At 52.7% G+C, this 26,203-nt stretch carries 27 protein-coding genes; 16 read left to right on the top strand and 11 right to left on the bottom strand.

The features are described from left to right. Positions 1-55: 55 nt before the first annotated feature. From AAC632_RS00960 to AAC632_RS00910, 11 genes are all read left to right on the top strand, one after another. Positions 56-778, top strand: a complete 723-nt coding sequence (locus AAC632_RS00960; protein ID WP_340298547.1) for a thiamine diphosphokinase — start codon at positions 56-58, stop codon at positions 776-778. 104 nt (positions 779-882) lie between these two features. Next, positions 883-1,665, top strand: coding sequence for a ribose-5-phosphate isomerase RpiA (rpiA, locus tag AAC632_RS00955; RefSeq protein ID WP_340298548.1), 783 nt, complete (start codon positions 883-885; stop codon positions 1,663-1,665). A gap of 21 nt (positions 1,666-1,686) precedes the next feature. Next, positions 1,687-3,042, top strand: coding sequence for a glutathione-disulfide reductase (gorA, locus tag AAC632_RS00950; protein WP_340298549.1), 1,356 nt, complete (start codon positions 1,687-1,689; stop codon positions 3,040-3,042). A gap of 124 nt (positions 3,043-3,166) precedes the next feature. Then, on the top strand, positions 3,167-4,303 hold the full coding sequence (gene hflK / locus AAC632_RS00945; protein ID WP_340298550.1) for an FtsH protease activity modulator HflK: 1,137 nt from the start codon (positions 3,167-3,169) through the stop codon (positions 4,301-4,303). Continuing rightward, a complete protein-coding gene (hflC, locus tag AAC632_RS00940) occupies positions 4,303-5,181 on the top strand; it encodes a protease modulator HflC (RefSeq protein WP_340254580.1) in 879 nt (292 codons plus the stop codon). The genes hflK and hflC overlap by 1 nt, the downstream gene beginning before the upstream one ends. Continuing rightward, on the top strand, positions 5,181-5,384 hold the full coding sequence (locus AAC632_RS00935) for a DUF2065 domain-containing protein (RefSeq protein WP_317655503.1): 204 nt from the start codon (positions 5,181-5,183) through the stop codon (positions 5,382-5,384). Before hflC ends, AAC632_RS00935 begins: the two co-directional genes overlap by 1 nt. Positions 5,385-5,577: 193 nt before the next feature. Further along, positions 5,578-7,080: a Do family serine endopeptidase gene (locus AAC632_RS00930; RefSeq protein WP_340298791.1), complete on the top strand. Its 1,503-nt coding sequence runs from the start codon at positions 5,578-5,580 to the stop codon at positions 7,078-7,080. A gap of 192 nt (positions 7,081-7,272) precedes the next feature. Next, complete coding sequence (locus tag AAC632_RS00925; protein ID WP_340298551.1) at positions 7,273-7,785, top strand: hypothetical protein; 513 nt, start codon at positions 7,273-7,275, stop codon at positions 7,783-7,785. A gap of 695 nt (positions 7,786-8,480) precedes the next feature. Next, the gene (locus tag AAC632_RS00920) at positions 8,481-8,798 is read left to right on the top strand and encodes an H-NS histone family protein (RefSeq protein WP_317655501.1); all 318 of its coding nucleotides are present in this window, start codon (positions 8,481-8,483) and stop codon (positions 8,796-8,798) included. A gap of 111 nt (positions 8,799-8,909) precedes the next feature. Beyond that, positions 8,910-9,206 carry a hypothetical protein gene (locus AAC632_RS00915; RefSeq protein ID WP_340298552.1) on the top strand — a complete coding sequence of 99 codons (297 nt, stop codon included), beginning with the start codon at positions 8,910-8,912 and terminating at the stop codon, positions 9,204-9,206. A 45-nt stretch (positions 9,207-9,251) separates the two neighbouring features. After that, positions 9,252-9,785, top strand: coding sequence for a hypothetical protein (locus AAC632_RS00910; RefSeq protein WP_340298553.1), 534 nt, complete (start codon positions 9,252-9,254; stop codon positions 9,783-9,785). Between the two features lie 460 nt (positions 9,786-10,245). Here AAC632_RS00910 and AAC632_RS00905 read toward each other — a convergent pair whose 3' ends face one another. Beyond that, complete coding sequence (locus AAC632_RS00905; RefSeq protein ID WP_340298792.1) at positions 10,246-11,127, bottom strand: LysR substrate-binding domain-containing protein; 882 nt, start codon at positions 11,125-11,127, stop codon at positions 10,246-10,248. A gap of 110 nt (positions 11,128-11,237) precedes the next feature. On the opposite strand from AAC632_RS00905, the gene AAC632_RS00900 reads away from it, so the two are divergent. Beyond that, a complete protein-coding gene (locus AAC632_RS00900; RefSeq protein ID WP_340299844.1) occupies positions 11,238-12,380 on the top strand; it encodes a TauD/TfdA family dioxygenase in 1,143 nt (380 codons plus the stop codon). Continuing rightward, positions 12,377-13,105, top strand: a complete 729-nt coding sequence (locus tag AAC632_RS00895) for a class II aldolase/adducin family protein (protein ID WP_340254604.1) — start codon at positions 12,377-12,379, stop codon at positions 13,103-13,105. Before AAC632_RS00900 ends, AAC632_RS00895 begins: the two co-directional genes overlap by 4 nt. 12 nt (positions 13,106-13,117) lie before the next feature. Here the strand turns inward: AAC632_RS00895 and AAC632_RS00890 are convergent, their stop codons facing one another. From AAC632_RS00890 to AAC632_RS00860, 7 genes are all read right to left on the bottom strand, one after another. Beyond that, complete coding sequence (locus AAC632_RS00890) at positions 13,118-14,566, bottom strand: inorganic phosphate transporter (RefSeq protein ID WP_340298555.1); 1,449 nt, start codon at positions 14,564-14,566, stop codon at positions 13,118-13,120. Positions 14,567-14,622: 56 nt separating this feature from the next. Beyond that, positions 14,623-15,120, bottom strand: a complete 498-nt coding sequence (locus tag AAC632_RS00885; RefSeq protein WP_340298556.1) for an NUDIX hydrolase — start codon at positions 15,118-15,120, stop codon at positions 14,623-14,625. Between the two features lie 121 nt (positions 15,121-15,241). Beyond that, the gene (locus tag AAC632_RS00880; RefSeq protein ID WP_340298557.1) at positions 15,242-16,417 is read right to left on the bottom strand and encodes an enolase C-terminal domain-like protein; all 1,176 of its coding nucleotides are present in this window, start codon (positions 16,415-16,417) and stop codon (positions 15,242-15,244) included. 11 nt (positions 16,418-16,428) lie between these two features. Next, positions 16,429-17,391 carry a 2-hydroxyacid dehydrogenase gene (locus tag AAC632_RS00875; RefSeq protein ID WP_340298558.1) on the bottom strand — a complete coding sequence of 321 codons (963 nt, stop codon included), beginning with the start codon at positions 17,389-17,391 and terminating at the stop codon, positions 16,429-16,431. Between the two features lie 11 nt (positions 17,392-17,402). After that, positions 17,403-18,170 (bottom strand): SDR family oxidoreductase, encoded by a 768-nt coding sequence (locus AAC632_RS00870; protein WP_340298559.1) that lies wholly within the window; start codon positions 18,168-18,170, stop codon positions 17,403-17,405. Positions 18,171-18,289: 119 nt separating this feature from the next. Continuing rightward, entirely contained in the window at positions 18,290-19,234 is a 945-nt protein-coding gene (locus tag AAC632_RS00865) for a 2-hydroxyacid dehydrogenase (RefSeq protein ID WP_340298560.1), read from the bottom strand. Between the two features lie 88 nt (positions 19,235-19,322). After that, entirely contained in the window at positions 19,323-20,123 is an 801-nt protein-coding gene (locus tag AAC632_RS00860) for an HpcH/HpaI aldolase family protein (RefSeq protein WP_340298561.1), read from the bottom strand. Positions 20,124-20,351: 228 nt separating this feature from the next. On the opposite strand from AAC632_RS00860, the gene AAC632_RS00855 reads away from it, so the two are divergent. Further along, the gene (locus AAC632_RS00855; RefSeq protein WP_340298562.1) at positions 20,352-21,050 is read left to right on the top strand and encodes an RraA family protein; all 699 of its coding nucleotides are present in this window, start codon (positions 20,352-20,354) and stop codon (positions 21,048-21,050) included. A 147-nt stretch (positions 21,051-21,197) separates the two neighbouring features. Here the strand turns inward: AAC632_RS00855 and AAC632_RS00850 are convergent, their stop codons facing one another. The 3 genes from AAC632_RS00850 to AAC632_RS00840 all read right to left on the bottom strand — a co-directional run bounded on the left by AAC632_RS00850 (position 21,198) and on the right by AAC632_RS00840 (position 24,143). Then, positions 21,198-22,151: a phytanoyl-CoA dioxygenase family protein gene (locus tag AAC632_RS00850; protein ID WP_340298563.1), complete on the bottom strand. Its 954-nt coding sequence runs from the start codon at positions 22,149-22,151 to the stop codon at positions 21,198-21,200. 205 nt (positions 22,152-22,356) lie between these two features. Continuing rightward, on the bottom strand, positions 22,357-22,932 hold the full coding sequence (yczE, locus tag AAC632_RS00845) for a membrane protein YczE (protein WP_445322686.1): 576 nt from the start codon (positions 22,930-22,932) through the stop codon (positions 22,357-22,359). Positions 22,933-23,099: 167 nt separating this feature from the next. Further along, a complete protein-coding gene (locus tag AAC632_RS00840) occupies positions 23,100-24,143 on the bottom strand; it encodes a LacI family DNA-binding transcriptional regulator (RefSeq protein ID WP_340298565.1) in 1,044 nt (347 codons plus the stop codon). Between the two features lie 165 nt (positions 24,144-24,308). On the opposite strand from AAC632_RS00840, the gene AAC632_RS00835 reads away from it, so the two are divergent. Continuing rightward, on the top strand, positions 24,309-25,217 hold the full coding sequence (locus AAC632_RS00835; protein ID WP_340259962.1) for an NAD(P)-dependent oxidoreductase: 909 nt from the start codon (positions 24,309-24,311) through the stop codon (positions 25,215-25,217). After that, positions 25,214-26,080 (top strand): sugar phosphate isomerase/epimerase family protein, encoded by an 867-nt coding sequence (locus AAC632_RS00830; protein WP_340298566.1) that lies wholly within the window; start codon positions 25,214-25,216, stop codon positions 26,078-26,080. The genes AAC632_RS00835 and AAC632_RS00830 overlap by 4 nt, the downstream gene beginning before the upstream one ends. The last annotated feature ends 123 nt before the right edge of the window (positions 26,081-26,203 follow it).

Genomic DNA, 26,203 nt, shown 5'->3' with positions numbered 1-26,203 from the left:
GCCAAAACCAAAACGATTTTTTTTCACTATTGCAGAATTTGGATTGAACGCATTCGTGAGCGTAGAGGTGAATGATAACGAGCTTAGCTTTGGCGGGATATCAGCGTCAGAGAACAGTTTAGCCTACACCGAACGTCTTGTGTGCCTGATAGGTGGTGGAGAAATTGAAGAACAGCCAGTAAAGGCGCTGGTCAACTCTGGAGCGATTGTGGTCGCGGCTGACGGTGGTGCTAATCACGCCTTACGCCTTGGTCTGCAGCCCGTTGCCGTGATTGGCGATATGGATTCCATCAGCCCTGAGACGCGCGCTCAATTCGGGGATGTTCTGCATCACATTCCCGAGCAGGATAGCACCGATTTTGAGAAATCTTTGCGGGTTTTGGATGTTGCGGGCATCATTGGTTTTGGTTTTCTCGGGCCGCGCGCCGATCATGGATTGGCCGCGATGCAGGCCTTGGCACGGCATCAAGGCGCGCCCGTCATTTTGCAAAGCGCGCAGGATGTGGTTTTCCACCTCCCTGCGCATCGCGAAATAGCTTTTGAATTACCGCGAGATACGCGGGTCTCTTTGTTCCCTTTTGCCCCTGTGGCCTGTGCCGCTGAGGGGCTGCGTTGGCCTCTCGATGGTTTGACCTTCGATCCGATGGGGCAGATTGGCACATCCAACAAGGCCGAGGGTGGGGCGCTGCGTCTGATGGCCAAGGGGGCAGGGCTGCTTGCCATTTTGCCTGCGCGCTACCGTGATCAGGTTTTGCAGAGTTTCGGTTTGTCTCTTTGACCCTCGCATCCCTGAACAAGTTTCGTTAAACATGATGCGAGATCGACAAACGCCACTGGCGCAGTGCGGCTGACCCTCTGGCATGACAATATGGAGACGCGCGAATGGCGGCTGACCTTAACCCAACTGATAAAGCAAAATATGTGGCGGCAAAGCGCGCTGTTGATTTTGTTGAAGATGGGATGTGCCTTGGGCTTGGGACGGGATCAACGGCAGCATGGATGGTGCGCTGTCTGGGCGAGATGGTGCGCGAAGACGGATTGCAGGTCACAGGTGTTGCCACATCAACCCGCACAGCAGAGCTTGCCCGTGAAGTTGGCATCACAGTCAAAACCTTGGACGAGGTGAAATGGCTGGATCTCACGATTGACGGCGCGGATGAGTTTGACCCAAACCTGAACCTCATCAAAGGTGGTGGTGGTGCTTTGTTGCAAGAAAAAATCGTAGCAACCGCTTCGGATCAGATGATCGTGATTGCCGACCCTGCAAAAGAGGTAACGGGTCTTGGGGCCTTCCCCTTGCCCGTTGAGGTTATTCCGTTTGGATGGCAAACCACCAAAGCCCTGATTGAGGAAGTTTTGGTCAATCTCGATGTTCTGGGTCGCAGCACATCTTTGCGCCTTTCGGGGGAAGAACCCTATCGCACAGACGAAGGGAATTTCATCATCGACTTGCATCTCAAGCGCATTGCCAACCCGCAACAAGCCTCGCTTGTTCTAAACCAGATCCCTGGCGTGGTGGAGAATGGTTTGTTCCTCGATATTTGCGACATTATTGTGATCGGCAATGGTGATGGCACCGTTGAGGTGCGCAATATCAACGATGGCACGGTCGAGCGGGAAAAGATCGAAATTCTTGAGGGTGATAACCTCTTTAACCTCTCCTAATCCCTCAACTCAGGCTGATTGATGACATTTGACTATGATCTTTTCGTAATTGGTGGCGGCTCTGGCGGTGTGCGCGCCGCACGCGTTGCAGCAGGTTTGGGGGCCAAGGTGGCCTTGGCTGAGGATAGCCGCATGGGGGGCACCTGTGTGATCCGCGGATGCGTTCCCAAAAAACTGATGGTCTTTGCCTCTGAATATGCGCCGATGGCAGAAGATGCAGCGGCCTATGGGTGGGACATTTCACTGGGGGTATTTCATTGGCCGAATTTCCAGCGCAAATTATCCGCCGAGTTAGATCGCTTGGAAGGGGTTTATAACGGCCTGTTGGGCAAATCAGGCGTCACTGTTTTTGCGCAGCGCGCCACCCTGTCGGATCCGCATTCCGTGCGCCTTGCCGATGGCACAATCAAATCCGCGAAACATATCTTGATTGCTACGGGCGGTCGGCCCGTCCGCCCCGATGTCAACGGCGCGGAATATGGCATCGTATCGGATGATATTTTCAACCTGCCGCAACTGCCGGAATCAATATTGATTGTGGGTGGCGGCTATATCGCCTGCGAGTTCGCCTGTATTCTCAATGGCCTTGGGGTTGAGGTCACGCAATATTATCGCGGCGCACAAATTCTGCGTAGCTTTGATGATGAGGCGCGTGGGCTGATTTGCGACCAGATGCGGGCCAATGGGATTTCTATCCATATGGGCACCGATGTGATCGGGATTGAGAAAACAGACACGGGCCTGCGTGTTGAGGCGACAAATGGCGAGACGCAAAGTTTCGATCAGGTGTTTTTTGCCACAGGTCGCCGCCCCAACACCGATGGGTTGGGGTTAGACGCCCTCGGCGTCGAATTGGGCCGTGGTGGTGAGATTGTGGTGGATCAATTCAGCCAAACCGCCGTGCCTTCGATTTATGCGATTGGGGATGTGACCAATCGTGTGAACCTGACCCCCGTTGCCATTCGCGAAGCGATGGCCTTTGTGGCGACAGTCTTTGAAGGCAAGAAGACGCCCGTGGATCATGATTTAATCCCCTCGGCGGTGTTCACGCAGCCCGAATTTGGCACTGTGGGCCTGTCTGAGGAAGAGGCCCGCGCAGCAGGCCCAATTGAGGTCTACGCGACATCTTTCAAAGCGATGCAATCCAGTTTTGCGGGGCGGTCTGATCGGGTGATGATGAAATTAGTGGTTTGCGCTGAAACGCGCCGCGTTTTGGGCTGTCACATTGTCGCCCCGCAGGCGGGTGAGATGATCCAATTGGCGGGTATTGCTGTGAAAATGGGCGCAACCAAGGAAGATTTTGACCGCGTCTGCGCCGTGCATCCCACCATGTCGGAGGAATTGGTGACACTGAAAACACCCGTCCGCGTGGCTTGAAAATCAGGCGCAAAGGCACATCTGTGATAAGACGGTGATGGCCCATGTGGTGCAGCGTGGCGCGGCAGGGTACAGATTTGACTGAATATGTAAGACGAGAGATCACAAGAGGATATAGCGCAGCATGGCTGGAAATAACGGCGGCCCTTGGGGCTCTGGCGGAAATCGCGGTGGCGATGATGATGGTCGCAATGGTGGCCCGCGCCGCCCTGAACAGGGCGGTGGGCAACAGATCCCCGAATTGGATGATTTGGTTCGCAAGGGCCAAGAGCAACTCCGCGTTTTGATGGGGGGGCGCGGTGGCGGCAATGGCGGCTTTGGCGGCGGCGCAGGCGGCGGTGGTTTTAAGCCGACACGCAGCATGTTCCTGCTTGGCGCGGGCGCAGGCATCGTTGCTTGGTTCTTGGCGTCCTTTTACACGGTTCAGCCGTCTCAGCAGGGCGTTGAAACATTCTTTGGCAGTTTCTATCGCACCACGGGCGATGGCCCGCATTTGGCGCCTTGGCCCTTTGTGCGCGCCCAAGTGATCGAAGTCACCACGCAGCGCACCGAGGCGATTGGGTCTTCCCGCGCGGGCGAAGGCCTCATGCTGACCACGGATGAAAACATCGTCGATATTGATTTCCAAGTTGTTTGGAACATCAAAGACCCCGCAGAGTTCCTCTTTAACCTTCGAGATCCAGAGGCAACTGTACGCTCTGTATCAGAGGCCGCGATGCGTGAAGTCATCGCGCAGTCCGAGCTGTCTCCAATTTTAAACCGGGATCGCGGCCTAGTTGCAGATCAGGTGCGGGATTTGATCCAAGCCACGATGGATGGATATGATTCAGGCATTAATATTGTGCGCCTTAACCTTGACCGCGCTGACCCGCCCGCCGAGGTGATTGACGCCTTCCGTGACGTGCAAGCCGCAGAACAGGAGCGCGACCGACTAGAGCGTCAGGCGGATGCCTATGCCAACCAAGCCCTCGCAGGCGCGCGCGGTGAAGCGGCGCAGCTGCTGGAAGAGGCCGAAGGGTATCGCGCCCAAGTGGTCAATGAGGCCGAGGGTCAAGCAAGCCGTTTCTTGGCGGTTCTTCAAGAATATCGCGGGGCGCCCGAAGTGACACGCCGCCGTATCTATCTTGAAACCATGGAGCAGGTTTTGGGTGATGTGAACCTGATCGTCATGGATGAGAATAGCGGAGGGAATGGCGTTGTGCCGTATTTGCCACTCAATGAATTGCGTAGAACTGACTCTGCAGCAGGGGGGAATAACTGATGTCTCGTATTGCTTTCCTAATCCCCGTTGTCGTTCTCGCTGTTGCCGTGGCGTTCAGCTCACTGTTCATCGTGGATGAGCGTCAAAAGGCGCTTGTTCTGCAGTTTGGTCAAATCCGTCAGGTCATCGAGGAGCCAGGGTTGAACGTCAAAGTGCCGTTCATCCAAGAGGTGGTTTATTATGACGACCGGATCCTTTCGCTTGACACCCAACCGATTGAGGTGACCCCGTCTGATGATCGCCGCTTGGTGGTTGATGCATTTGCGCGCTATCGGATTTCGGATGTTGTTGCCTTCCGTCAGGCGATTGGCGCGGGCGGTCTGCGCGCGGCTGAGGCGCAGCTACAAGATATTCTCAACCCACAGATCCGTGCCGTGTTGGGTGCTGATGGTGTGACGTCAAACACGATTTTGTCCAGTGAGCGCGCCTCACTTATGGCACGCATCACGGAACAGGCACGCAACCTGGCAGATCGGGTTGGTCTTGAAGTTCTAGATGTGCGCCTCAAGCGCACGGAATTGCCACAGCAAAACCTTGAAGCCACCTTCGCCCGCATGGAGGCAGAGCGGCAGCGCGAAGCCACAGATGAACGCGCACGTGGTGCCGAGGCTGCACAGCGTGTCCGCGCCCAAGCCGACCGCACCGTGGTTGAGACCGTGTCAGCGGCAACCCGCGAAGCCGAAATCATCCGCGGTGAGGCAGATGGCGAACGGAACCGCATCTTTGCCGAGGCGTTTTCGCAGGACACAGAATTCTTTGAATTCTATCGTTCGATGAATGCCTACAGCCAAGCCCTGCGCACGGGGAATTCAACCTTCCTCTTGGCCCCTGATAGCGAATTCTTTGATTACTTGGGGTCTTCGCAGAGCCCGCGCTGATGCTGGGATTGTCGTGGGACATTATAATTGCAGGGCTTGGTATGGCCCTGCTGATCGAGGGGCTGGTCTTTGTGCTGGCCCCTTCGCGTTTGGAAAATCTGATTGCTTTTCTCGCGGCGATCCCCGTGGAAACACGCCGCCTCATCGGCTTTGGCGCGGTGTGTTTCGGGGTTATCATTCTGGCCTTTGCGGGAAGTTTGTAAATTACTTTCACGGCCTTGTGACGGGGGTGTGAGATAGAGTGATAGGGATGGTTCTTGAATAGCCTTGTGGGCCGCCAAATATTCATCTGACCCTATTGGTTATGACTGAACCTAACCACAGCTCGTCTGGGCGTGGTTTGGGAGATGAAAAAGGAGTGTGCAGGTGAGACGCGATTATCAAACCACGGAATGGATGCGGCCAAGAGCTGTGGCGCGAGTGAAGGCAATTGCCATTGCGCCACCGCCGGTCTCGCGTCTGCGCCAAGCGGCGCTTTTCTTGGCGACCGCGCTGTTGGCGCTGGGGCTGATCACCCTGCAAAGCCCCGCGCATGCGCAATCGGCGCGGCCTGACACATTCGCAGATTTGGTGGATCAAGTGGGCGATGCAGTGGTGAACATAACCACAACCTCAATCGTTGCCGCCCGCCAACAAGGGCCGCAGGGCATCCAACCCATGCTGCCACCTGGATCGCCATTTGAAGATTTCTTTAACGATTTCATGAACCGCAACGGTCAAGGGGGCCAAGCCCCCCGCCGCTCTCAGGCGCTGGGATCGGGGTTTGTGATCTCTGACAATGGGTTTATCGTCACCAATAATCACGTGATCGAAGGGGCCGATGAGATTTCGGTCGAATTCCGCACGGGCGAGGTGTTGCAGGCTGAATTAATCGGCACAGACCCCAACACTGATATCGCGCTTTTGAAGGTCGACCCTGAAAGCCCGCTCACCTCTGTCTCCTTTGGGGATAGTGACGCGCTGCGCGTGGGGGATTGGGTTATGGCCATGGGAAACCCGCTCGGGCAGGGGTTCTCTGTCTCGGTCGGCGTCGTATCGGCACGCGGACGGGAATTGTCGGGGGCCTATGATGATTTCATCCAGACAGATGCTGCAATCAATCGCGGTAACTCGGGCGGGCCATTGTTCAACCTCGAGGGCGATGTCATCGGCGTGAACACTGCGATCCTGTCGCCTAACGGTGGCTCGATTGGTATCGGGTTTTCTATGGCCTCTGCCGTGGTCAGCGATGTGGTTGATCAATTGCAGCAATTCGGCGAAACGCGCCGCGGATGGTTGGGCGTGCGCATTCAGGACGTGACCCAAGATATTGCTGATGGCCTGTCCTTGGAGGAGGCGCGCGGTGCATTGGTCACAGATGTGCCAGAAGGCCCCGCCCGTAATGCGGGGGTCGAGGTGGGCGATGTGATCCTCAGCTTTGATGGGCAGGATATTCAGGATACCCGCGAATTGGTGCGTGTTGTGGCCGCGGCCCCTGTTGGGGAAACGGTGGATATGGCCGTTCTGCGCAGTGGTGCCGTTGAAACCCTCTCTGTCACCTTGGGGCGCCGCGAGACCGCAGATGCAGGCGGCGCGGGGCAGCCCGAACCGATTAAACCCGCATCCGTGGATGTGCTTGGCCTGCGCCTAGGTCTTATCACCGAAGAGGATCGTGCAGATCTCGCAGCACGGGGCCTGAGCGGTGTGGTGATTGAGGCGGTCGATCCAAGCTCGGACGCGGCGGCAAAGGGCCTTCAGGCGGGCGATATCGTGACCGAAGTCGCACAAATGCCGATTTCCACCCCGCAGGAATTCGACCAAATTGTTGGAGAGGCGCGTGATGCAGGGCAAAAATCTATTCTTTTGCTGATCCGCCGCGCGGGGGATCCACGCTTTGTTGCTCTGACCCTGACGGATTAAGGCACCCCACCTAGCATACACAGGCGCGTGCTGAATTTATCTTCGGCGCGCGCTATTTCTTTGCCCCAAGCGCAAGGGTTTGCTAGGGGAGGCGTGACCAGAATTTCGACTGCCCCAAGGAGGGCCAAACCCATGCGCCACTTGCCCGTTGCTTCGATCTTGACCGCCACCCTCCTTGCAGGGTGTCAATCGATGAGCATGCCCCCTGTGGAAGAGTTGAGCCCTCCTCAACAGGCTTTGGCGCAGGTGATCCCGCCCCGTGGTGGGGTGGTTCTTGCCGCCTTCACAGATCCCGAATTGCAGCCGCAATATCTGACCGATGATTTGGTGCAGGCCTCGGCCCGAGCTTCGGCCTGCCACCAGGAAGCCTATGGGGTGCCACTAGAGATGGGTGACGTCCTGCCAATCCTCACGGAACTCCCCGAGACCTTGGTTTACGAGAGCCAGATAGAGAGCCAGCAAGCAGCACAGGTATCCGTATTGACCGGTCGCACTCCGGGCTCGCAGCGCGTGGATGTGACGTTATTGCGCGACGGGTATCGTTGGAAAATTGCTGACCTTTCGCATGACGGTAAATTACTGTCGGCTCAATTGGGTGCTCACTGTGACTTCATAGCTCGTGAGGCGGCTGCACTTGAGCGCGCGGCTGCCCAGTCGGAAGCTGAAGTAGACGCGTCAACTGCAGAGGCGCCCCCAGCCAGCTGAGGGCCTGTAGGGTCACGTATATCATTTGCCACTCGTCTCGCGATAAATTTTCATCATTTCTGGCGATTTCTAATGTAATAGTAGTTTGATAAAATGGTCGCCGTTGTATGAATAATATTACCCTCGATTGCTGGCGCAACTGATTGATTTGACCTGCTGAGGTACATCGTCCGCGTGGATTAAATTATTTGGAGTGGCTTCCAATGGGGCGGCATGCAAGTTTAGCTCGTATCTGTGTACTGGCATCGCGTCTGGAGCGCATGGAGCAGGCTGCTGGGATAGGCAGCCTGTCTCATCTTGAGAGGAAGGTGTTGAGGGCAGCCTTTGCGGCATCCAATTCGGAAAATATATTTTCTCCGGTTGAGGTTCTTGAAATGTTGAGGGGAGAGGACGGTGTGTCTCGGAGTTCTTTTTTTCGTTCACTCAAAGCTTTGTGTGCAGGTGGCTAAGTAACTAGTCTCGGAACGGACAAGAAAGCTGGGTACGCAATTTCGTTGCCAGATTGATATTATTATATTTTTGGTATTAAATCTTCTCTTTCATTCTGAATTTTTTAGCTAGTTAACTATTTTCGCTTCACTAATTAATTATTTATGAAAAATTTTAAAAAAATTTTTTTGGGCCCCCATTAAAAAATCTTGAATTTTTCTTCCATTTATTGAATTAGTTTCACGCAATTGATTTGGAGTATCAAAATGAATATAGATCTTGATAACCTTTCCTTAGCTGAACTCCGTGATTTGAATAAGCGCGTCAGTAAGGCTATCGATGGCTACGAAGACCGAATGAAGAGGGAGGCGCTAGCCAAACTTGAAAAGCAGGCTGCTGAGATGGGCTTTTCGCTTTCGGACTTGTTGGGGGGGAAACCAAGGAAGTCGGTATCCAAGGTAGCGCCAAAATACGTGAACCCCGACAATTCAGAGCAGACTTGGACTGGGCGTGGGCGCCAGCCAAAGTGGGTCGAGGCACATCTTGCCTCCGGCAAGTCACTTGACGGTTTGCTCATAAAGTAACTGAAGCGTTGTGTGGCCAGGCCGTGCTTGGCCACATGAGTGGCTATGCAGCAAGTGTTTCGCGGGTTATAATTCAACCCAGTGAGGCAAACTTTTGCGAGGTGGAGGCAATTGGCTTTAAATTTTGACATCCTCACCAATGTCGCGCGGTTGCGCTATACGTTGGAAAAAATGGAGGCGTCAGTGGGCATTCACCAACTCACTGAGGCTGAGAAATATGTGCTCAGTGCCGCGGCATTGGCTGCAAAAGCAGACGGCTCATTTTCGCTGCATGATTTAGAGGCGCAGGATTTGATTGCGGACATGCCCGTGAGCACAAAGTTTCGCACCCTGCGCTGCCTGATCGATAAGGGCAAGCTGAAGCGCGCAGGCGCAGGTCGCAAGTCCGATTATATTATCGTGGCTTGATCTTTTAATTTCCCGAGTAAGGCTGTGCGTATGCGGCATGCACTTATGACCGATCTTGTGGCCTTGGTCATGTGTTCGATCTTTTACGCGATGGCCTTTGAGGCTGTATTCGTTGTGTCGGATAAATTGCAGCAGTCCGTGGTGCCGGGCATTATTTATGGCAGCGTGCTGTTCTTCCCGCATGGTGTTCGGGTGCTGGCGGCCTATTTATTTGGCTGGCGGAGCATCCTCTACCTTCTGCCTATCAGCGCGGTCTATGCGGGGCTTGGGGGTGATGCGGCCATGATCCTCGAAGGGCTTGTTCTGGCCTTGGGTAGCCTCGTGGCCTGCGTTCTGGCCTTTGAGGTATTGAGCCGCTTTGACTTTATCGAGCGTAATTATCTCGCGGTTTCAATCGATTGGAAAAGTCTGGTTCTCGCCGGTGCTGGCGGCGCGCTGATCAACGCTGTGCTGCATTATAGCTTGAACGTCACTGATGCGCAGGCCTCGGGTGCGATATTTGTCGGAGATGTGTTAGGTTTTGCAGCAGTGCTCGTAGTTTCGATGCTTTTCTTCAGATTGCTCCGCGAACTCTCCTGAGCCATCTGCAAATGCGATGAATGGCAAGCAGACTTCCCGTGGAAGTAAATTTTTGCACACCCAAACATAACTTATCCCCACAAGCAGTATAGCTCAGCCGTTACGCCTACTCGGCGGCAAAGTTTTTACGTTGTCTGTGTGGTGCTAGGTGCTCTAACTTTTCTGATAGTGCTTTATGAAGCCGCGGGTGTACAAAATCAGGTTCCAAGTTCGCCATCATACACACTTCTCGAAAGTCCCTCGATGGGTATTCCCCAATCCAGCGCCTGACGTCTTGAAACTCTCGACCTCTGCTGCTTTCGCTTGTTTGTAAATCCTGAGTGGCCCTCCACAGGACGGCTTGCCACAGTCTCAACTCTGGAATCGGATCGCTCATTAAGAGAGGCTACCATGCGTGTTTTTTCTATCAAGATGAAAGATAACTGCACGTTGATATAATTTGTAGACTTAGCCCCGCAGACTAAGCCACCGTCTTGATCCAGTTAATAAACGAGCGGGTATTTTGTGTCGGTGTTTTCGAGCTTGAGATGTAATATGCCGTGCCAAAATTATGGGCTAGATCTGCGAGTGGTCGAAGTGTTCCGTCATTAATTGCGCCAGCAGTAATTGAGCGCCACCCCAGCATGAGGCCTCGGCCATCCAGAGCTGCCTGCATGGCTTGGACATAGTTATTGAATGAGTGCCCTGCCTGCTTGGGCGCTGGCATGCCCTTGGCTGAGAGATAGGCCTCCCACCCGGCCCAGTGTTGTGTGTGCGGGTTTCGCACATGTATCAAGGGGGCGCTCCATATTGGAGTGCCACTTGCTCGCAGTGTGTCGATGAACTTAGGGGCTCCCACGGGACAGACCACTTCATCAAACAGCTTTTCGTTGTGCCCGTCGCGCCAATTCTGAGCCCCATAACGCAGGGCCAGATCGATATCCGGCGACAGTACCGGTAAGTCTGTGGGTGGCGCCTGGACATTCACCGTTATTTCTGGGTGCAGCGCGTAAAACTGCGGGAGGCGGGGCATCAGCCAATAGGTTGCAACCCCCAGAGTGCAAGCGACTGTGATTTGCAGCTCATGTCCCGCTTGCGCTGCCTGAATGTCGCTGATGGTCGCGCGAATTTGGCTCAATCCCTCCCGCACAGAGCGTGCCAGCATCTCACCTTCTTCCGTCAAGCTTGCTGGTTTGCGGCGCCGATCCAATAGTGTGGTGCCAATATATTCCTCGAGCGTCTTAATCGCCTGGCTGATCGCTGGCTGGCTCACGTTCATTTGTGCGGCAGTCTCGCGCATGGATCCGTGCCGGGCGAATGCCTCAAAGCAGACTAACAAGCGAAGTGGGGGGAAGTGGTCCATAATATGATTATAACTCACGACTTATGTTATATTCATATAAATCCATCTATATTTAAAAAATCAATGTGCAATTGTAATTATTTATTATTGCAATCATCCGGACTAAAGTAATGCTTGACGGAAAATCCTCAGTCGTGACGGCAGTAGAGTTGGGGGATAGGGGCCTGTTCGTGACCCTGCCCAAGCAGGGCCGTCGCTACCTAAATTATTATTGGCTGCGCGACAATTGCCCTAGTTCCTTCAGCCCAGTCACGCGTGAACGCAGTTTTGACATTTTTCATTTAGAGCAAGCGCCACGAGCGAAAGCAGCCCGGATTGTTGATGGCATCCTGCACGTTGAGTGGGCAGACGAGGATCACGTGACGCGCATGCCGCTGCACTGGATTGAAACTTATGCAATTGGCAAGCCCCGCCCAGATCCAGCTGACCTCAAGCGTGAGGCTTGGTACAGCGATCACTACCCCAAAGTTCCGCGTTTTGCGCAAGCGGATCTCCTTGCAGACACTGGACAGCGCTCAGCGTGGATTGAGGCCATGATCGTCCATGGCTTTACGATAGTCACGGGCATGCCCGATAGTGACGAGGGATTGACCCAGACTGCTGAGTTGATGGGGTATGTTCGCCCGACATTCTTCGGCACGTATTTTGATGTGCGCACTCACATCAATCCAACCAACACCGCCTACACCTCGGCTGCGCTCGAGCTACACACAGACACACCCGCCGAGGAGTTTGCGCCGGGCATTCAGTTCCTTCACTGTCGTGTCAACACGGTTGAGGGAGGGCAGAGCCTTTACTCTGATGGCGTTGCAGTGGCTAATGACTTCCGGCTGCGAGACCCACGGGGGTTTGAGCTCCTCTCAACGATCTCAATTCCGTTCTTCTGTGAACACGACCACTACGATGCACGCTCACGCCAGACTGTGATTGAACTCGACAATCATGGCGAGGTGTCGGGTCTCACAATTAGCCAGCACATGGCAGATATTTTTGACCTCGATCAGACGCTGTTGGACGAGTATTACCCCGCCTTCTGCCGGTTTGGCCGTATGCTCCAAGAGGACAAGTATATGATGCGCTTCCTGATGAAGGGCGGCGAGTGCATGGTGTTTGATAATCACCGAATTGTTCACGGGCGCGCGGCCTATTCAGCAACGAGTGGAGATCGCTATCTGCGCGGTTGCTACGTTGATCGCGGCGAGATGCGCTCGACATATCGCGCATTGGTCAGTGAGGGGCGGTTCAAGTCATGATGGACGAACATGAAATTACCCTGCGCGCAGAATTAGCCGATGCGTTTCGAATTTGTCACGCTCTCGGCTGGAGCGAAAGTGTCGGTAACCACTTCAGCGCGGCGCTAGACCCGGATGGCAAAGTCTTTCTTCTAAATCCCCGGTGGCAGCACTTTGCGACTATCAGTCCCGAGGATCTCTTGGCCTTAAACTCAGGTGACCCATCCGTCATGACGCGGGATAATGCGCCCGATGCATCTGCTTGGTGTATTCATGGGACAATCCACCGGCGACTGCCGAGCGCGCGTGTGGTGTTGCACGTGCACTCGCCCTATGCGACTGCCTTAGCCTGCCTTGAAGACCCCACACTCTGGCCGATTGACAATAACACTGCACGCTTCTTCGGCCGGGTCGCGTACGACCTGCACTTTGGTGGCATTGCGGACGCGCTAGAGGAAGGCGAAAGGATTGCAGAGGCACTGTCTGATAAATCAGTGCTCGTGATGGGCAACCACGGCGTCACTGTCGTGGGACCTACCGTTGCCGATGCGTTTGAGGATCTTTATTTTTTCGAGCGTGCGGCCCAGACCCTCATGCTGGCCTATGCAACTGGACGCCCCCTGGCGGTGCTAGAGGATAAAGTGGCGAGGGATACCGCAGAGGGTTGGGTGGCCTATCGTGGTATGGCGGCACGCCACTTTAACCACCTGAGGACTGCCTATGGGCTAGCAAATAACGCTGGCTAGACAATAGTCGTCTCAGAGGTTTGAAAATACCAAGTAAATTGCTGCTGAAATTAAGGCCGCAGATGGGACTGTTATCACCCATGCGGCGATAATCGTCATGAAGTGTGACCGGCGTACCAGCTTGCGGCGCTTCTTCTCCTCGCGCCCCGGTAGGTCAGATTTTGATAGACCAATCTGTAGCTTCTGGCGCCGCCGATCTGCATCCCACTCTCGGAAAAAGCCCACTCCGAAGACACCACCAACCGCTATGTGAGTTGAGCTTACTGGTAGCCCGAGCCAGCTGGCCACGATAACCGTGATAGCCGCTGAGAGGGCCACGCAGTAGGCCCGCATTGGGTTAAGTTTCGTGATTTGATTGCCGACCATGTGGATCAGTTTGGGGCCAAATAGGAATAAGCCAAATGAGATCCCGAGCGCCCCAATAATCATGACCCAAAGGGGAATGGCTGCGGTACTTTCCACCATACCTGATTGCGAGGCCTGCACAATGGCAGCAAGCGGACCCACGGCATTGGCCACGTCGTTTGCGCCATGTGCGAAACTCAACAATGCCGCGGAGACGAGTAGCGGTATGCGGAACAATACCTTGAGCGACTTATTTCTATTTTCCAGTCCCTCGGATTGTTTCTTGATCACTGGAAACATTAGGATTGTGACTAAGATGCCCGCTGCCACTCCGATACCGAGCGCTGTGGTGAGATCAATCTTCACTAACTTCTTGATGCCCTTGAGCGCCGAGTAAGTTGCAAATGCACCGGCCATAATTCCAAGTAAAATCGGGACCCACTTTCGAGCCGCCTGAATTTTATCTTCCTGATAGATGATCCGGGACTTGATCAGCGCCAAAAAGCCCGCCGCGATGACGCCACCCAACATGGGTGAGATGACCCAACTCGCCGCGATCGCACTCATGGTGGGCCAATTAACGCTGGCCAACCCCGCGGAGGCGATGCCCGCGCCCATGACCCCGCCCACAACTGAGTGAGTGGTGGACACTGGCGCGCCAATCCAAGTCGCTAAGTTAACCCACAGGGCAGAGGCCAATAGGGCGGCAAGCATAGCCCAGATGAAACTCTGAGTGTTTGACAATGCGGATTGGTCAATAATGCCCTTCGCAATAGTCGAGACAACATCTCCGCCTGCAATCAATGCGCCCGCGCTCTCGAATAAAACGGCAATCGCGATAGCGCCGGCAATTGTAATTGCCTTTGCGCCTACGGCTGGCCCCATATTATTTGCGACGTCGTTGGCTCCAATGTTGAGTGCCATGTAGGCACCAAAAATTGCTGCCAACACAATTAAGAAGCCACCATTGGAGAAGCCGAACATTGTGGCACTGGCTAAACCGGCTATCGCAATAAAAACAATCGCAAGACTCGGGCCAACAATTGGGCGTGAAACATAATTAGACGCAACTTCAATTGCAGAAAGACGATCGAGGTCAAGGTCGAGGGTCTCCAAGTGCCGTGGATCAAACTAATTTTGTGCCATATCTCTCTCCAAGGCCGTAAAGTTCGTCAGCGCCCCACGGGTGTATCTTGTCCGGATATCGCTGTCGAGAAATCTAAGATCATCTTTTTTAATTCGGGTTCCGAAACTTTTTTGGCTGCCTTCTTCGGGGTGAACCACTTACGCTTACGCTGGCTTTTCTCGGGGTAGTTTTTTGCGACCTTCGATACCTCGCAGGGATACACAAAAGTCGTGACGGGCAGGGCCAGGCCACTCGCCATGTTCTTGCGATAGCGATATTGTCCGAGCGGTTCGCTTTCGATCTGAGCAACAGCCACGCCGGCCTCCTCCCAAGCTTCCTGCTTTGCAGCGGGGGACCCGTGCTTGCCCGGCATTGGCCAGCCCTTCGGAATAATCCAGCGCTTTGTGCCGCGGCTCGTAACCAGAAGGATCTGTAATTTCCCTTTTTTGTGGCGATAGCACAGTGCGCCGACTTGAACCCACTCGGGGCGCTGCACCAACAGCTTAAGGCTCTCTTCAACGATTTTTGGAATAAAATTTTTCATGCGGTGCGGATGCCGCCTCTCTGCCGGAGGTGCTTTTGAGCCTCAATGATATTTTGTAGTGTGGATTAGATCCAATAGCCAGCTCAGGGCCCAATATTGTCTTGATGACTAGATCGGCCCTCTAGTTGTAAATGAGCTGGTGTGTTTTGTGCGCGGCAATAAACTCCCAGTCGTAAGCCACGCCAAGCCCCACGCCATCAGGCAATTGGACCATGCCGTTTTCGTCAATGCAGTCGAGTTGGTCAGTGTAGCCGCATTCATACACTGGCGGCACTGCATTTGGGCAGTCAGGCCCCACCAGGGCCACCTCGTAGAAATTTGAGTTGCGGCTGCGGGCGATCATGTGGCGATGCGCGGGCCCACAGGCATGCACCTCGACATCCACGCCAAAACTTTCGGCCATATTATGAATTTTAAGGCAGCCCGTGATCCCCATGTCATATTCGGGATCAGAGCGCAGGAAGTCAGTGCCGCCCGCAATTAAGAAGTCAGCTTTGGGTTCGACGCCACGCACGTGTTCAGTTTGTAGCAACGGAGTGCGCAACATTTCGCGTAATTTCTTGTGGGCAAAAGCTGAGACGCCGCTGTCGCGGTAAGGATCTTCAAGCCAAAAGTAATTAGCCTCGTCGCAGGCCTTCCCGACGTAGAGCGTGTCCGCGAAATTACGCAACTGACAGGCCGGGTCGAGCATTAATGTCATCTCATCTCCCACAACCTTGCGCACGTGGAGCACTAATTCCGCCTCTTCTCGGGCATTGCCATCGTGCCAGCCGTGGATTTTGAAGGCGCGATATCCCATTTCCTTGCATGCCAAGGCGAAGTCACCGTAGGCCTCCTTGCAGTCTAGCCCGCCACTGCGGTCGCCGTGGTAGGTGCTGGCATAGGCCGGAAATTCCCGCCGGTGGCTCCCGAGTAGTGTGGCTATTGAGCACCCAAGCGCTCTCCCCTGCCAATCCCAAAGGGCGATATCAAGCGGCCCATGACCCATGTGATCAAACTGGCGGGCCTCACGCTTGAGGTCGTCGTAAATCCCCTCACGCTCCTCCGCGTCCCGGCCAACTAGCATTGGCGCCAGCATCTGCATTTGCCCAAATACCGAGAGTGATGCCCCCCAGTTCACGACGTAACTTCCAATGCAGCCATCTCCGGTCTCGATTTCGACGGCGTACTTTTTGATTGGAGTGGATGCGCCCTTTCTGTAATAGAGCCCGCCGATTGAGCTACCACCGGCGGATGGCGCCAGATTTGCCGCCTCGAATTCAAACTCAGTGAGGGTGACGCGCGTAATCTTGGTCATTCGAAAGTTTCCTAGTTCAATTGATTGATGAGCGGCCGGCCCTCAGCCAGGCGTGTGATGTTGTCTACAATTGTAGCCTGCCGCCGCGCTACAGTGCCGTCCGTCCATCCGGACATGTGCGGCGTCATAACTATGTTTGACAACTCCTCGAAGCGGCGCGTCGCGGGGCGGTGTGATGTGGCGGCGTCAGTCGGATAGCTGTACCACGTGTCTATGATTGCGCCTGCAATTTTCTCGTCCGCGAGGGCCTCGTATAGTGCGTCTTCATCTACCACGCCCCCGCGACCAACGTTCAGTAAAACGCAATGGCGCCTCATGGCGGCGAAGGCTGAGTAGTCAATCAATGAGACTGTGGAGGGCGTGAGCGGGAGTGTGTTGACCACTATGTCAACCGCGCCCAGCATATTGTTGAGTTTGTCGAGACCGTAAACGGCGGTATAGCGTCTGTCGGTGACGGGGCTTCGATTGGCAACGTGCACCGCCATGCCAAAGGCTACCGCCCGATCCGCGACTGCCTGCCCGATGTGGCCATGCCCAATGATCCCAATGCCCTGCGCACCCAGTTCGGTTCGCAGCGCCTTGGGGCCAGCACCAGCCCAAAAATTCCAAGCCCCCGCTCTCAATTGAGCGTCTGCCGTCGCCAGGGGTACGTGACGGGATAGGAGGGCAGACATCACATATTCGGCAATCGCATTCTCGTGGCCGAAGGCGTTACACACTTTGCAGGTGGAGGGCAGGGCATCAAACGTTACCTGGTCGTAGCCTGCCGCGGGTAGCTGGAACAGCTGCGCATTTCGAGCTGTGACGGGTGACTTGAAGTGGACACCCACTACAACGTCCGCCGCGTTAAGTGCATCCTGAGCAATTTGATCAACGGCGTCCGGTACGCTGGTGATCTCATGGGGAATTTTTAACAGGTCTGACACTCCCGGTAGAAAACTGACTGCATTCGCTCCGTAGAAGATAATTTTCATTCTGATCACCTTCAGAGAACTGAAATCATGCCGCCATCGGCATAGATAATTTGTCCTGAAACGTAGTTAGAGGCGTCCGACGCAAGATATATGCACGTGCCAGCTAATTCCTCGGGCCGCCCCCATCGCCGCATTGGTGTGCGTGACTTGACCCACTCATCAAACTTTGGGTTGTTAATAAGCGCCTGGTTCATGTCTGTGACCATGTAACCGGGTCCAATAGCATTGGCCTGAATGCCCAATTCTCCCCACTCCGCTGCCATGGCTTTAGTCAGCATTTTGATGCCGCCCTTGGCTACAGTGTAGGGAGCCACCGTCGCACGCGCGAGCTCTGAGGTGAGCGAGCCGATATTGATAATCTTGCCGTGGCCGCGTTCGGCCATCCGCTTAGCTGCCTCGCGACCAACAATGAAGGCGGCAGTCAAATTTGTGTCTAGTACGCGATGCCAGTCCTTAGTCTCCAGTTCAAGCATTGGTTTGCGAAACTGGATCCCCGCATTGTTGACCAAAACGTCAACTGTAATTCCGTTTGCATCGAGTTCTTGGAAGGCACAGATAACGGATTTCTCACTGGTGACATCAAAAGCAGAAACTATAGCGTTCAATCCCAGTCCCTGTAGCTGGGCACGGGCGACCTCGAGGTTCTGATCGTTAGTACCATTTAGTATTACATCTGCTCCGGCCTGTGCCAGACCCTTAGCAAAAGCAAGTCCCAGCCCGCGTGAAGACCCTGTAACCAGTGCGGTCTTTCCTGTCAGATCGAAGAGCGTAACGCTCATATTACCCCTCCTAATGATGCCTTCTGAAGAGCTTGGCTCTTAAGGCGTCAGGAAGCAAGGCCATCGCAATCTTAGTTAAATTTTGGTCAGGATGAAAATAGACCAAGGAAAAACAATTTTTAAAACCAGGATTGTTGTCTCGGATGTTCTAGCACGCTGCTGTTTACAATGTATTGAGGTGTTCTCCGGTCAGCGTATGACAGAACGCTCCCGATCGCATCTCGTGCGATATTATCGAAGCATTCATCTGTCCAGCATAATGAGTGAGATGTAGTGATCACATTGTCCATTTTGAGAAGTGGGTTCGCCATATCTACAGGCTCTTGTTCAAAAACATCTAACCCTGCGCACGATAGATAATTTTTTTGAAGCGCCTCGATCAGATCAACTTCCTTAATCACTGGACCACGTGCCACGTTAATTAGAGTTGCAGTTCGCTTCATTCGGGACAACTTACTCATGTCTACCAGGTGATAAGTATCCTGGTTGAGTGATGTCGCTATGATTAGAATATCACTTTTTTCAAAAAGCTCTTCAGTACTTAACTTTTCCGCGCCCAGCGCACTCAGTTCTGCTGCGGAGCAATTTGGGTCGGCAGCTGCTAATTTCATTTCAAAAGGTTGCACAAGGCGAAGTATTTCTTTGCCGATGCTGCCCGCCCCGAGGACACCTAACACCTTACCAGTCAGCCCCGTGCCCATGTAATCGGCATTGTGGGACCACCCGCCGGCACGCGTCAAATTATGCTTCTCAATAATGCGATGGGTCGCAGCCAACATCATAGTCATGGCCATCGTGGCAACCGGGCGGCGCACCGCATCTGGAGTATTGGTCACCATAATTCCTAAGTTGTTCATGCCATCAACATCAACTGAGTCAAAGCCCACTCCATGGCGCGCCAGCAGGCGTAACCGACCGGTAAAGGGGCCAGTGCGTGGCGCTATTTGTGAGAATGAAACTTTCTCCAGCATTAAGTAGATTGCATTGAAATTTTCGGCATCGTGCGCGTCAATTTCGGTCTTTTCTGCCGGTAGGATCGTGGCATCAATGTCCGGGCGATCCATGAGTTTTTGCAAGATCCGTGGGTCGAAGCACGGTGCACCGTCACTTCCAAAAATTGAGCCCGATATTCCTACTCTGAACTTTTGCACATCAATTCTCTAAGTTTTTGTTACTGAGAGAATTGATGAAATTGATTCCGCTGTTTAGCTCCGCCTTGAGCAAAATGTGATCTATGCCATAGGCAATCATACGAAATCCATGCCCCCAATACTCCTCGGCGACCGCTTTGTTGACGGCCATGAAGCCTGCAAGTTTCCCATTTTTGTTGGCTGCAGATACAATCTGCGACACAGCGGCAAGATAATCGGGGTGATCTAGTTGCCCGGGTATACCCATAGAGCTGGTTAGGTCGAAATGTCCCAGCCATAGCACGTCAATACCCTCGACGGCAGCAATTTCGTCCACGTTTTTAAGTCCTTCAGCTGTTTCGATCATGGCAATTAACGTGGTTTTTTCATTAGCGTCTGCCATGATCGCCGCCGGGGCCCTGTCTGAGTAGTCGTCGTGTGCCACACCAAATGCAGTGCCGCGCTTGCCAATCGGTGGGTAGTAGGCCCGCTTTACAAGGTCTCTTGCCTGGTCAGCACTTTCTATCATGGGTATCATCACACCATGGGCGCCTATATCTAGTGCCTGGCCGATTGTGTTCCCTTCCACCGTAGGTACCCTAACAAACGGCGCAATATCGAGCCCTCTGCATGCAGCCATTTGATTTTTTAATGTCTCAAATCCAATTCCGGTGTGCTCCATGTCATACATAAGAAAATCAGCACCCGCGGACGCGGCTATCATGGGCATTCCAGTCGAGAAAAATTCGAAGACTAACATCCCAGAAAGGTGGCCTTTAGCCACCTTATTCTTTGTTAGGCTTTTTTTGTTTTCTAGAACCATTGTCTCGACACCCCTTGATCAAGCTAACTGTGTCCAGCGGACCACTTTAAAAGCAAGAAAATTTTAACTGCCTACCAATGCATTTTTTCGGTTAACTTCGCCAACACGTGCCGGAAACTGGCCTAAATTAAGGGTCATAGACATAATTTTGATCTAACGAAAATTGATGGCCAGTGCGCTGTAAATTTGTCATCCTTTGATTTTTACAAGTTAAAGAAAAGGTGCATCATGATTGAAAATCCGCCCAGGTTAATCATCAAGAAGAATATTCGCCGTCCTACCAAAGCGCAGGTTGCGGCTTTTCAAAATGTACCAACTAGCTTTGTTGCAGATGCGCTAGATGGAAAAGGCGCGCTGAGTGAGAACATTCAACCTCTGGGCGCTGGCCGAGACATCAAGTGTGTTGCGGCAGGACCGGCAATAACGGCTTATTCGGGTCCGGCTGACGTTTTAGCTAGCTTTGCTGTCCTGGATTTAATCGAAGGCGGCGAGATAGTGGTTGTGTCTTCTGACGCCCATCAGGGTTGCGCTGCGGCTGGCGATCGATTGATAGGAATGTACAAAAACTGTGGCTCTGCTGGATTTATAACCGATGGCCCCGTCCGCGATTATCGAGGCATCGTCGAAGTAGGTCTGCCGGTTTGGTGCACAGGCCTCACACCTGCGTCTCCCTACATGTCTGGGCCTGGAACAGTCGGCTTTCCAATTCAAATTGGTGGCCAACAGGTTGAAACCGGTGACATGATTGTTGCTGACCTTGACGGAGTAGTTGTAGTTCCCTTTGCCAAGATCGATGATGTTATTCAAAAGCTGGAACGCATCAAATCTCTCGAAGCCGAGTTGGATGCGCAGGTCGCACAAGGCCTCAAAATGCCGAAGTGGTTGCCAGATTTAATGAAAGGCAGTGACGTCAGATACGAAGATTAGAAGTTCCTAAGACTTAACACGCTGCTTTTCACTCAATGCTAGAAAACTAACTAATTTCAGCCGCGCCACCTCCCACCTCGAGGTTTGGCTGTAAGGAAATAGGCTTTGGCTGTCGTGAGTCCTACCATGCCACATAGAAAATAGGATTTAAGCACAAAATGGCGCGTCGCTGGCCCAGCGGTGGATCGGTATATGGCTCTGCGTCGAGAGTTTTTTCCGCGCTTCTTCCCATGATTTTTTCCAAGCTTTCCAGTCTGTCAGCACCTGGCCGGGATCTGCTTTGCTACGCGCAATAAATTCTGGGAAGTGTGATCTACCTGTAGGCTGCCCGGTTTTGTTGAAGCGTATATCGAAAGACCATCTGAATTTATCCGTCATGTTGTCTAGTGAGGCGTGGGGCGTCAACGGATGTAGGATCAAAATACCACCCGACTTAACGGGCAAAGGTATTGCACTACTTTTTTCTATAAAGCCGTCCGCTATCGCGGTCTGCCGCTGCGGGCAATGAGGCAAAAGGCTCTGTTCAGTTTTCTTTGGAATAACTTGCAGGCAGCCGTTACTGACAGTTGCGTCGTTCACAGCACACCAAACAGTAACCATGTCGGTGGTGTCGGCTTCGTCGTGGGCAACGCCGCGGTCTTGATGCCACGCCGTGTTGCCAATGTGAGCACGCACCTCGTCATGGTGCAATCTTTTCGCAGGAGGTTTCAATCGGACATGTTGGATTGGGTTAGAAGTGATTTCAGGACCAATGAGATCTTCCACGATATCAAGAAGTCGGTCAGCGGTGAGGAGTTTGAAAACGGCGGGACCAAAGTGCATGGGCGTATTTTCAGTGATTTCATCCCCTGGCAGGGAAATATCCATTGGCTGGAACCAGTCGCACCCTGCCTCATAGCAGTGCATGAGCTTGGTGTAGAAGTCTTCTTTTTTTATGCTAGCTGCTATTTTCCCTTCGGAAATCCAGCCGCCAACGAGCTCATCGAGTAGGTTTTCGTATTCTTTGCGTACGGGTTCCAAGATAGTTTCTTGATCGAACACATCCTCGACCACGAGGTAGCCATTGGCGTGAAAAGATTCTTTTTGTTTATCTGTCAGCACATCAATGCCCTCCCAAGCTCAATTCACCACGCATCTGAGAATTACAGTCGCGCTCTAAGCTAATCAGCAGATAAAAATTTGGTCAAGTTTTTAGCGTATTAGGCCGGTCTCTCAAAAATTGTAGCAATCTACAGGAGGACTTCGAAGGTTCTGCCTAGCTGCTTGGCATACGTATTATTTGATAAAAACTGGAAAAACCTTTTCATTAGTGTGAATTTTTTTTGCCAAATAAGGAAATTAAAATAGCCATGCTCAGTGCAATCGAAGGGCCAATCCCAAATGCGAATAAAAGAGTTCCGATGCCCACAATTCCACCAAGCAGCCAGCCTATGGTCACCACCAAAATTTCGATAGCGCTGCGAACCCATACAATCGGTAATCCCGTAATCCTCTGAGCTCCCGTCATCAGGCCATCACGCGGTCCCGGGCCAAGGTTGGCAATTAAATAAATTGCTCCACCAAACCCAGTCGTGAATACACCCAATGCGCCTTCAGCTATTTTGAAGACTGGTTCCTCAAAAACTGGGATATGTGGTAGTGCCAAATCCATCACTGAGGCCACGATGATAATGTTTAGAATGGTCCCGATGCCTGGCATTTGTCTTAGCGGGATCCACAGCAGAAGTACTGCACAGCTGACCACGAAAGTCGTCAACCCTATGCTCCAGCCGGTAAGGCGTGAAATCCCCTGAGCAAAAACTGTCCATGGGCTCACACCTGATCCCGATGCTATGAGGAGTGTCTCCCCAAACCCAAAAATTATTAGCCCAAATATGAGCATGGCGCACGATGTAAAAGGGGGGCGCATACTAAGTGGGACCGGCGCACTCCAAAAGAGCTGTGGTATGGTTTTAATTTTGAGAAAGCTCAAGAATGCTCCGAAGTCATATCGTTTATGTTGTGAGCATGACGCTCACACATGATCGAAAGTGGCAATAAATAAATCATTTATGGAGGCAAACTATTCAATGTTTGCTGGCCGTTATCACGAGGTTCTAGATTTTCCCTGGTTATTATCTCCACGGGCACGTGAATGTTGTCATTTTGCCCGTTGATTAGGTAGTTTAGGCAAACATTTATAGCGCGCTCAGCCATCAGTCTCATATCTTGGTGAAGAATAAATTGAAAAATGCCCTCTCCTAGATGACTTCGGGTTCTGGGTGTTAGGTTGTGTGCAATGACGCAAATTTCTGAAGTTAAATTGGCCTCACACAGCGCACGCACAACCCCTTCGTTGCCGCCACCTACATTGTACAGCCCGACCAAGCCGGGAGTGTTACGGATAATTCGGCTTAAGTTCTCGTGATTTTGTTCAGCGGTGTCATGGCCTAGCACAGTTTCAAGTATTTTAAGGTGCTTTGCGTGGCTTCTGAGATAAGAGCGAAACCCCATTTCTCGATTTTCGTGGGAACGATATAACTGGCCGCCCGAAATGATTACAACTTCGCCGCCGTGAGGGCATGCTAGTCCCATTAAGAGCCCTGCAGTCCGCCCCGCTGCTCGTCCGTCACTACCAACAAACCCAATAACTGGCGCATTAGGCAGGGGAGAGAGAAGACTAAGGCAAGGCACTCCTCTGTTATTAAGATAGGAGACAGCATCACGAACTCTTGGATCTTCCAGAGCCTGAAATATAACCACGTCCCACTTGCCCGAACCACAGTTGCGTAGTTTGCGAGCTAAGGCGGCAGGCTCCAGCTTGGGCGAAAATGCGCATTCTACAATGGCATTCCCCAGAGCTCCAAACTCGTTAAAACATTGGGCAAGATATTCAGTAGATAGCCCGGCCATTTCCGGCAAAATCACCTTCAAATGCCATGGCCTAGGGCTGCGCACCGTCCACGCACCACTCTCTATTGCAGATTTGGCTTGGAGAACCTTTTGTCTGGTCGCGTCAGACACATGGCTGCGTCCATGTATAACCCTATCGACAGTGGCAATGCCAACATTGGCGAGACTTGCAATTTCTTTGATACGAGCGCGACCGGTCATAGGGCACTTACTACATCAAAATACATCAAATAAATCCATTCTAAGCCATGTTTCACATCAAAATACATCAAATATGAAAGTTGCAAGTGATTTTTCTTGGCTTTTGGCTGCTTCTGCGATGCTTTCGAACGGCGGATGGCAAGCACAACGGTGGAAGGTGATACAATGAAGGCAGCGGTTGTTGGTCTTGGGGATATGGGCAGCGGCTTGGCTTTGAATTTGATCAAGGCTGGCTTTGAGACTTGGGGCTTTGACATTGATCAGAAGCGGATGGCTAGCTTTTCTGAGTTTGGAGGAAAACCAGCAGAAAATTTGTTCGAGTTAGGCCGCAATGTGGACGCAGCCTTCGTAATGGTGATGACTGGCGCGCAGGCCAAGGAGGTAATCTTTGGAAGAGGTGGGCTAGTGGAAGCCATGCGTAAGGGTGGAATTATTCTGATCACGGCCACGATCAAACCGCATGAGCTTGTAGAGATCGCAGAAGGATTAAAATCGACTGGGCTCGATTTGGTCGATACACCAGTGTCGGGCGGGTTCCCGGGAGCGCAATCGGGCACACTTACAATGATGGCCGCAGCTCCTTCAGATATCCTTGATCGTGCGGTGCCAGTCATGGAGGCTGTGTCAGCCAAAATTCATCGGGTTGGGTCAGTCCCCGGACAAGGTCAGACAGTTAAGGCGTGCCTGCAGACAGTAATTGGATCGATTTTCGCAGCGAATTTTGAGGCGTGTGTTCTTGCTGCAAAGGCGGGCATTTCGGGGCAAGTGATCCACGATGTTTTCACCACATCTGGAGCTGGATGTGGCGTTACTAAGGCGGCTCTAGAGAATATAATCGACCGTAAATTCGAGGGGACGGGCAGTCACATCTCTACCATGCACAAGGATTTAACCATTTCCCTTGATTTGGCACAGCAAATGACTGTGCCGCTGCATATGGCTGCTCAAGCGATGCAAGTGTTTCATGCAGGTAAAATAAAGTACCCCAATGGAGACAATTGGGTTTGTACGCGGGTTATTGAGGAAATAGTCGGTGTAGAATTGCACCGCGATGGGGCGAGGGCCATTAGATGAAACTTGGTGTGATTTGTGACGGTATCAGCCGTGATCTCTACCATGCCGTCGATGTAATGGATGAGTTCGACTTAGAATACGCAGAATTACAATTTGTTTGGGATGCCGAGGTGGGTGATCACACGCCAGAGCAGATCAAAGAAATGGACAGTCTCTTGAGAGATCGCGGTAAGCCCGTCTCCTGCCTCTCCCGTCACATCTTTGCGGGTATGACCCAAAACAACAAACCCGGTGACACACTCCACACAACCCATATGGACGCACTTAAACGCGTCATCGACATGGCACACATTTTAGATGCGGGATTAGTACGGATCATGACGCCAAAGAAGGAGCAAATACTTTGGGGTAGTCATGGAGCAGAGCAATGGAACGTCGCGAAGGGCGCGTGGGACGCTATTCTGCCGCTGATTGCGCCAGCAATCGAGTTGGCCAGGGCTGAACGTGTCAAGTTAGTGGTTGAAACGGGTAATGGCACGATGGTTAATTCCAGTTACACGGGTCGTCGTCTGATTGATGACCTAGATGCAAAGGACGTCTTGGGCGTTCTGTGGGATCCAGCTAATAATTGCTGGTGTCACGAGGTAGCATTTCCTGATGGCTACATGGAATTGAGCCAGGGTTATTTAGGCCACGTTCATATCAAGGACGTCCAAGTTGACACCCCAAGGGCACACCTTGAAGTGCGCCGAATGGACGAGGGACAGCTTGCGCCCTACTTTCCCAAAATTGCTAGTTCCTTACGACAAGACAGCTACCAAGGAGTAATCTCTTTTGAGAGCGTATACCACAAGGGAGACGGAGACTTTGAAGCTGGTTTCAGGAGCTGCATTGATCGTTTCAAGGCGCATTTTTCCAACTAAATTGTGGATTTCTTACTACAGCTGACCCTGTAAACCCATTAAGCGCTAAGGATACTGGCGAATACCTTCACCAATCGCTAATGGTGATGAAGAAACGGTGTGTGCTGCTTGAACACCATAATG

Source organism: Roseobacter sp. HKCC-CH-9351, assembly GCF_037830295.1.
In the GTDB taxonomy this organism is placed as follows: domain Bacteria; phylum Pseudomonadota; class Alphaproteobacteria; order Rhodobacterales; family Rhodobacteraceae; genus M30B80.
Note: the sequence above shows the minus strand (reverse complement) of the source record. Positions and strands in the feature narration are given on the sequence as shown.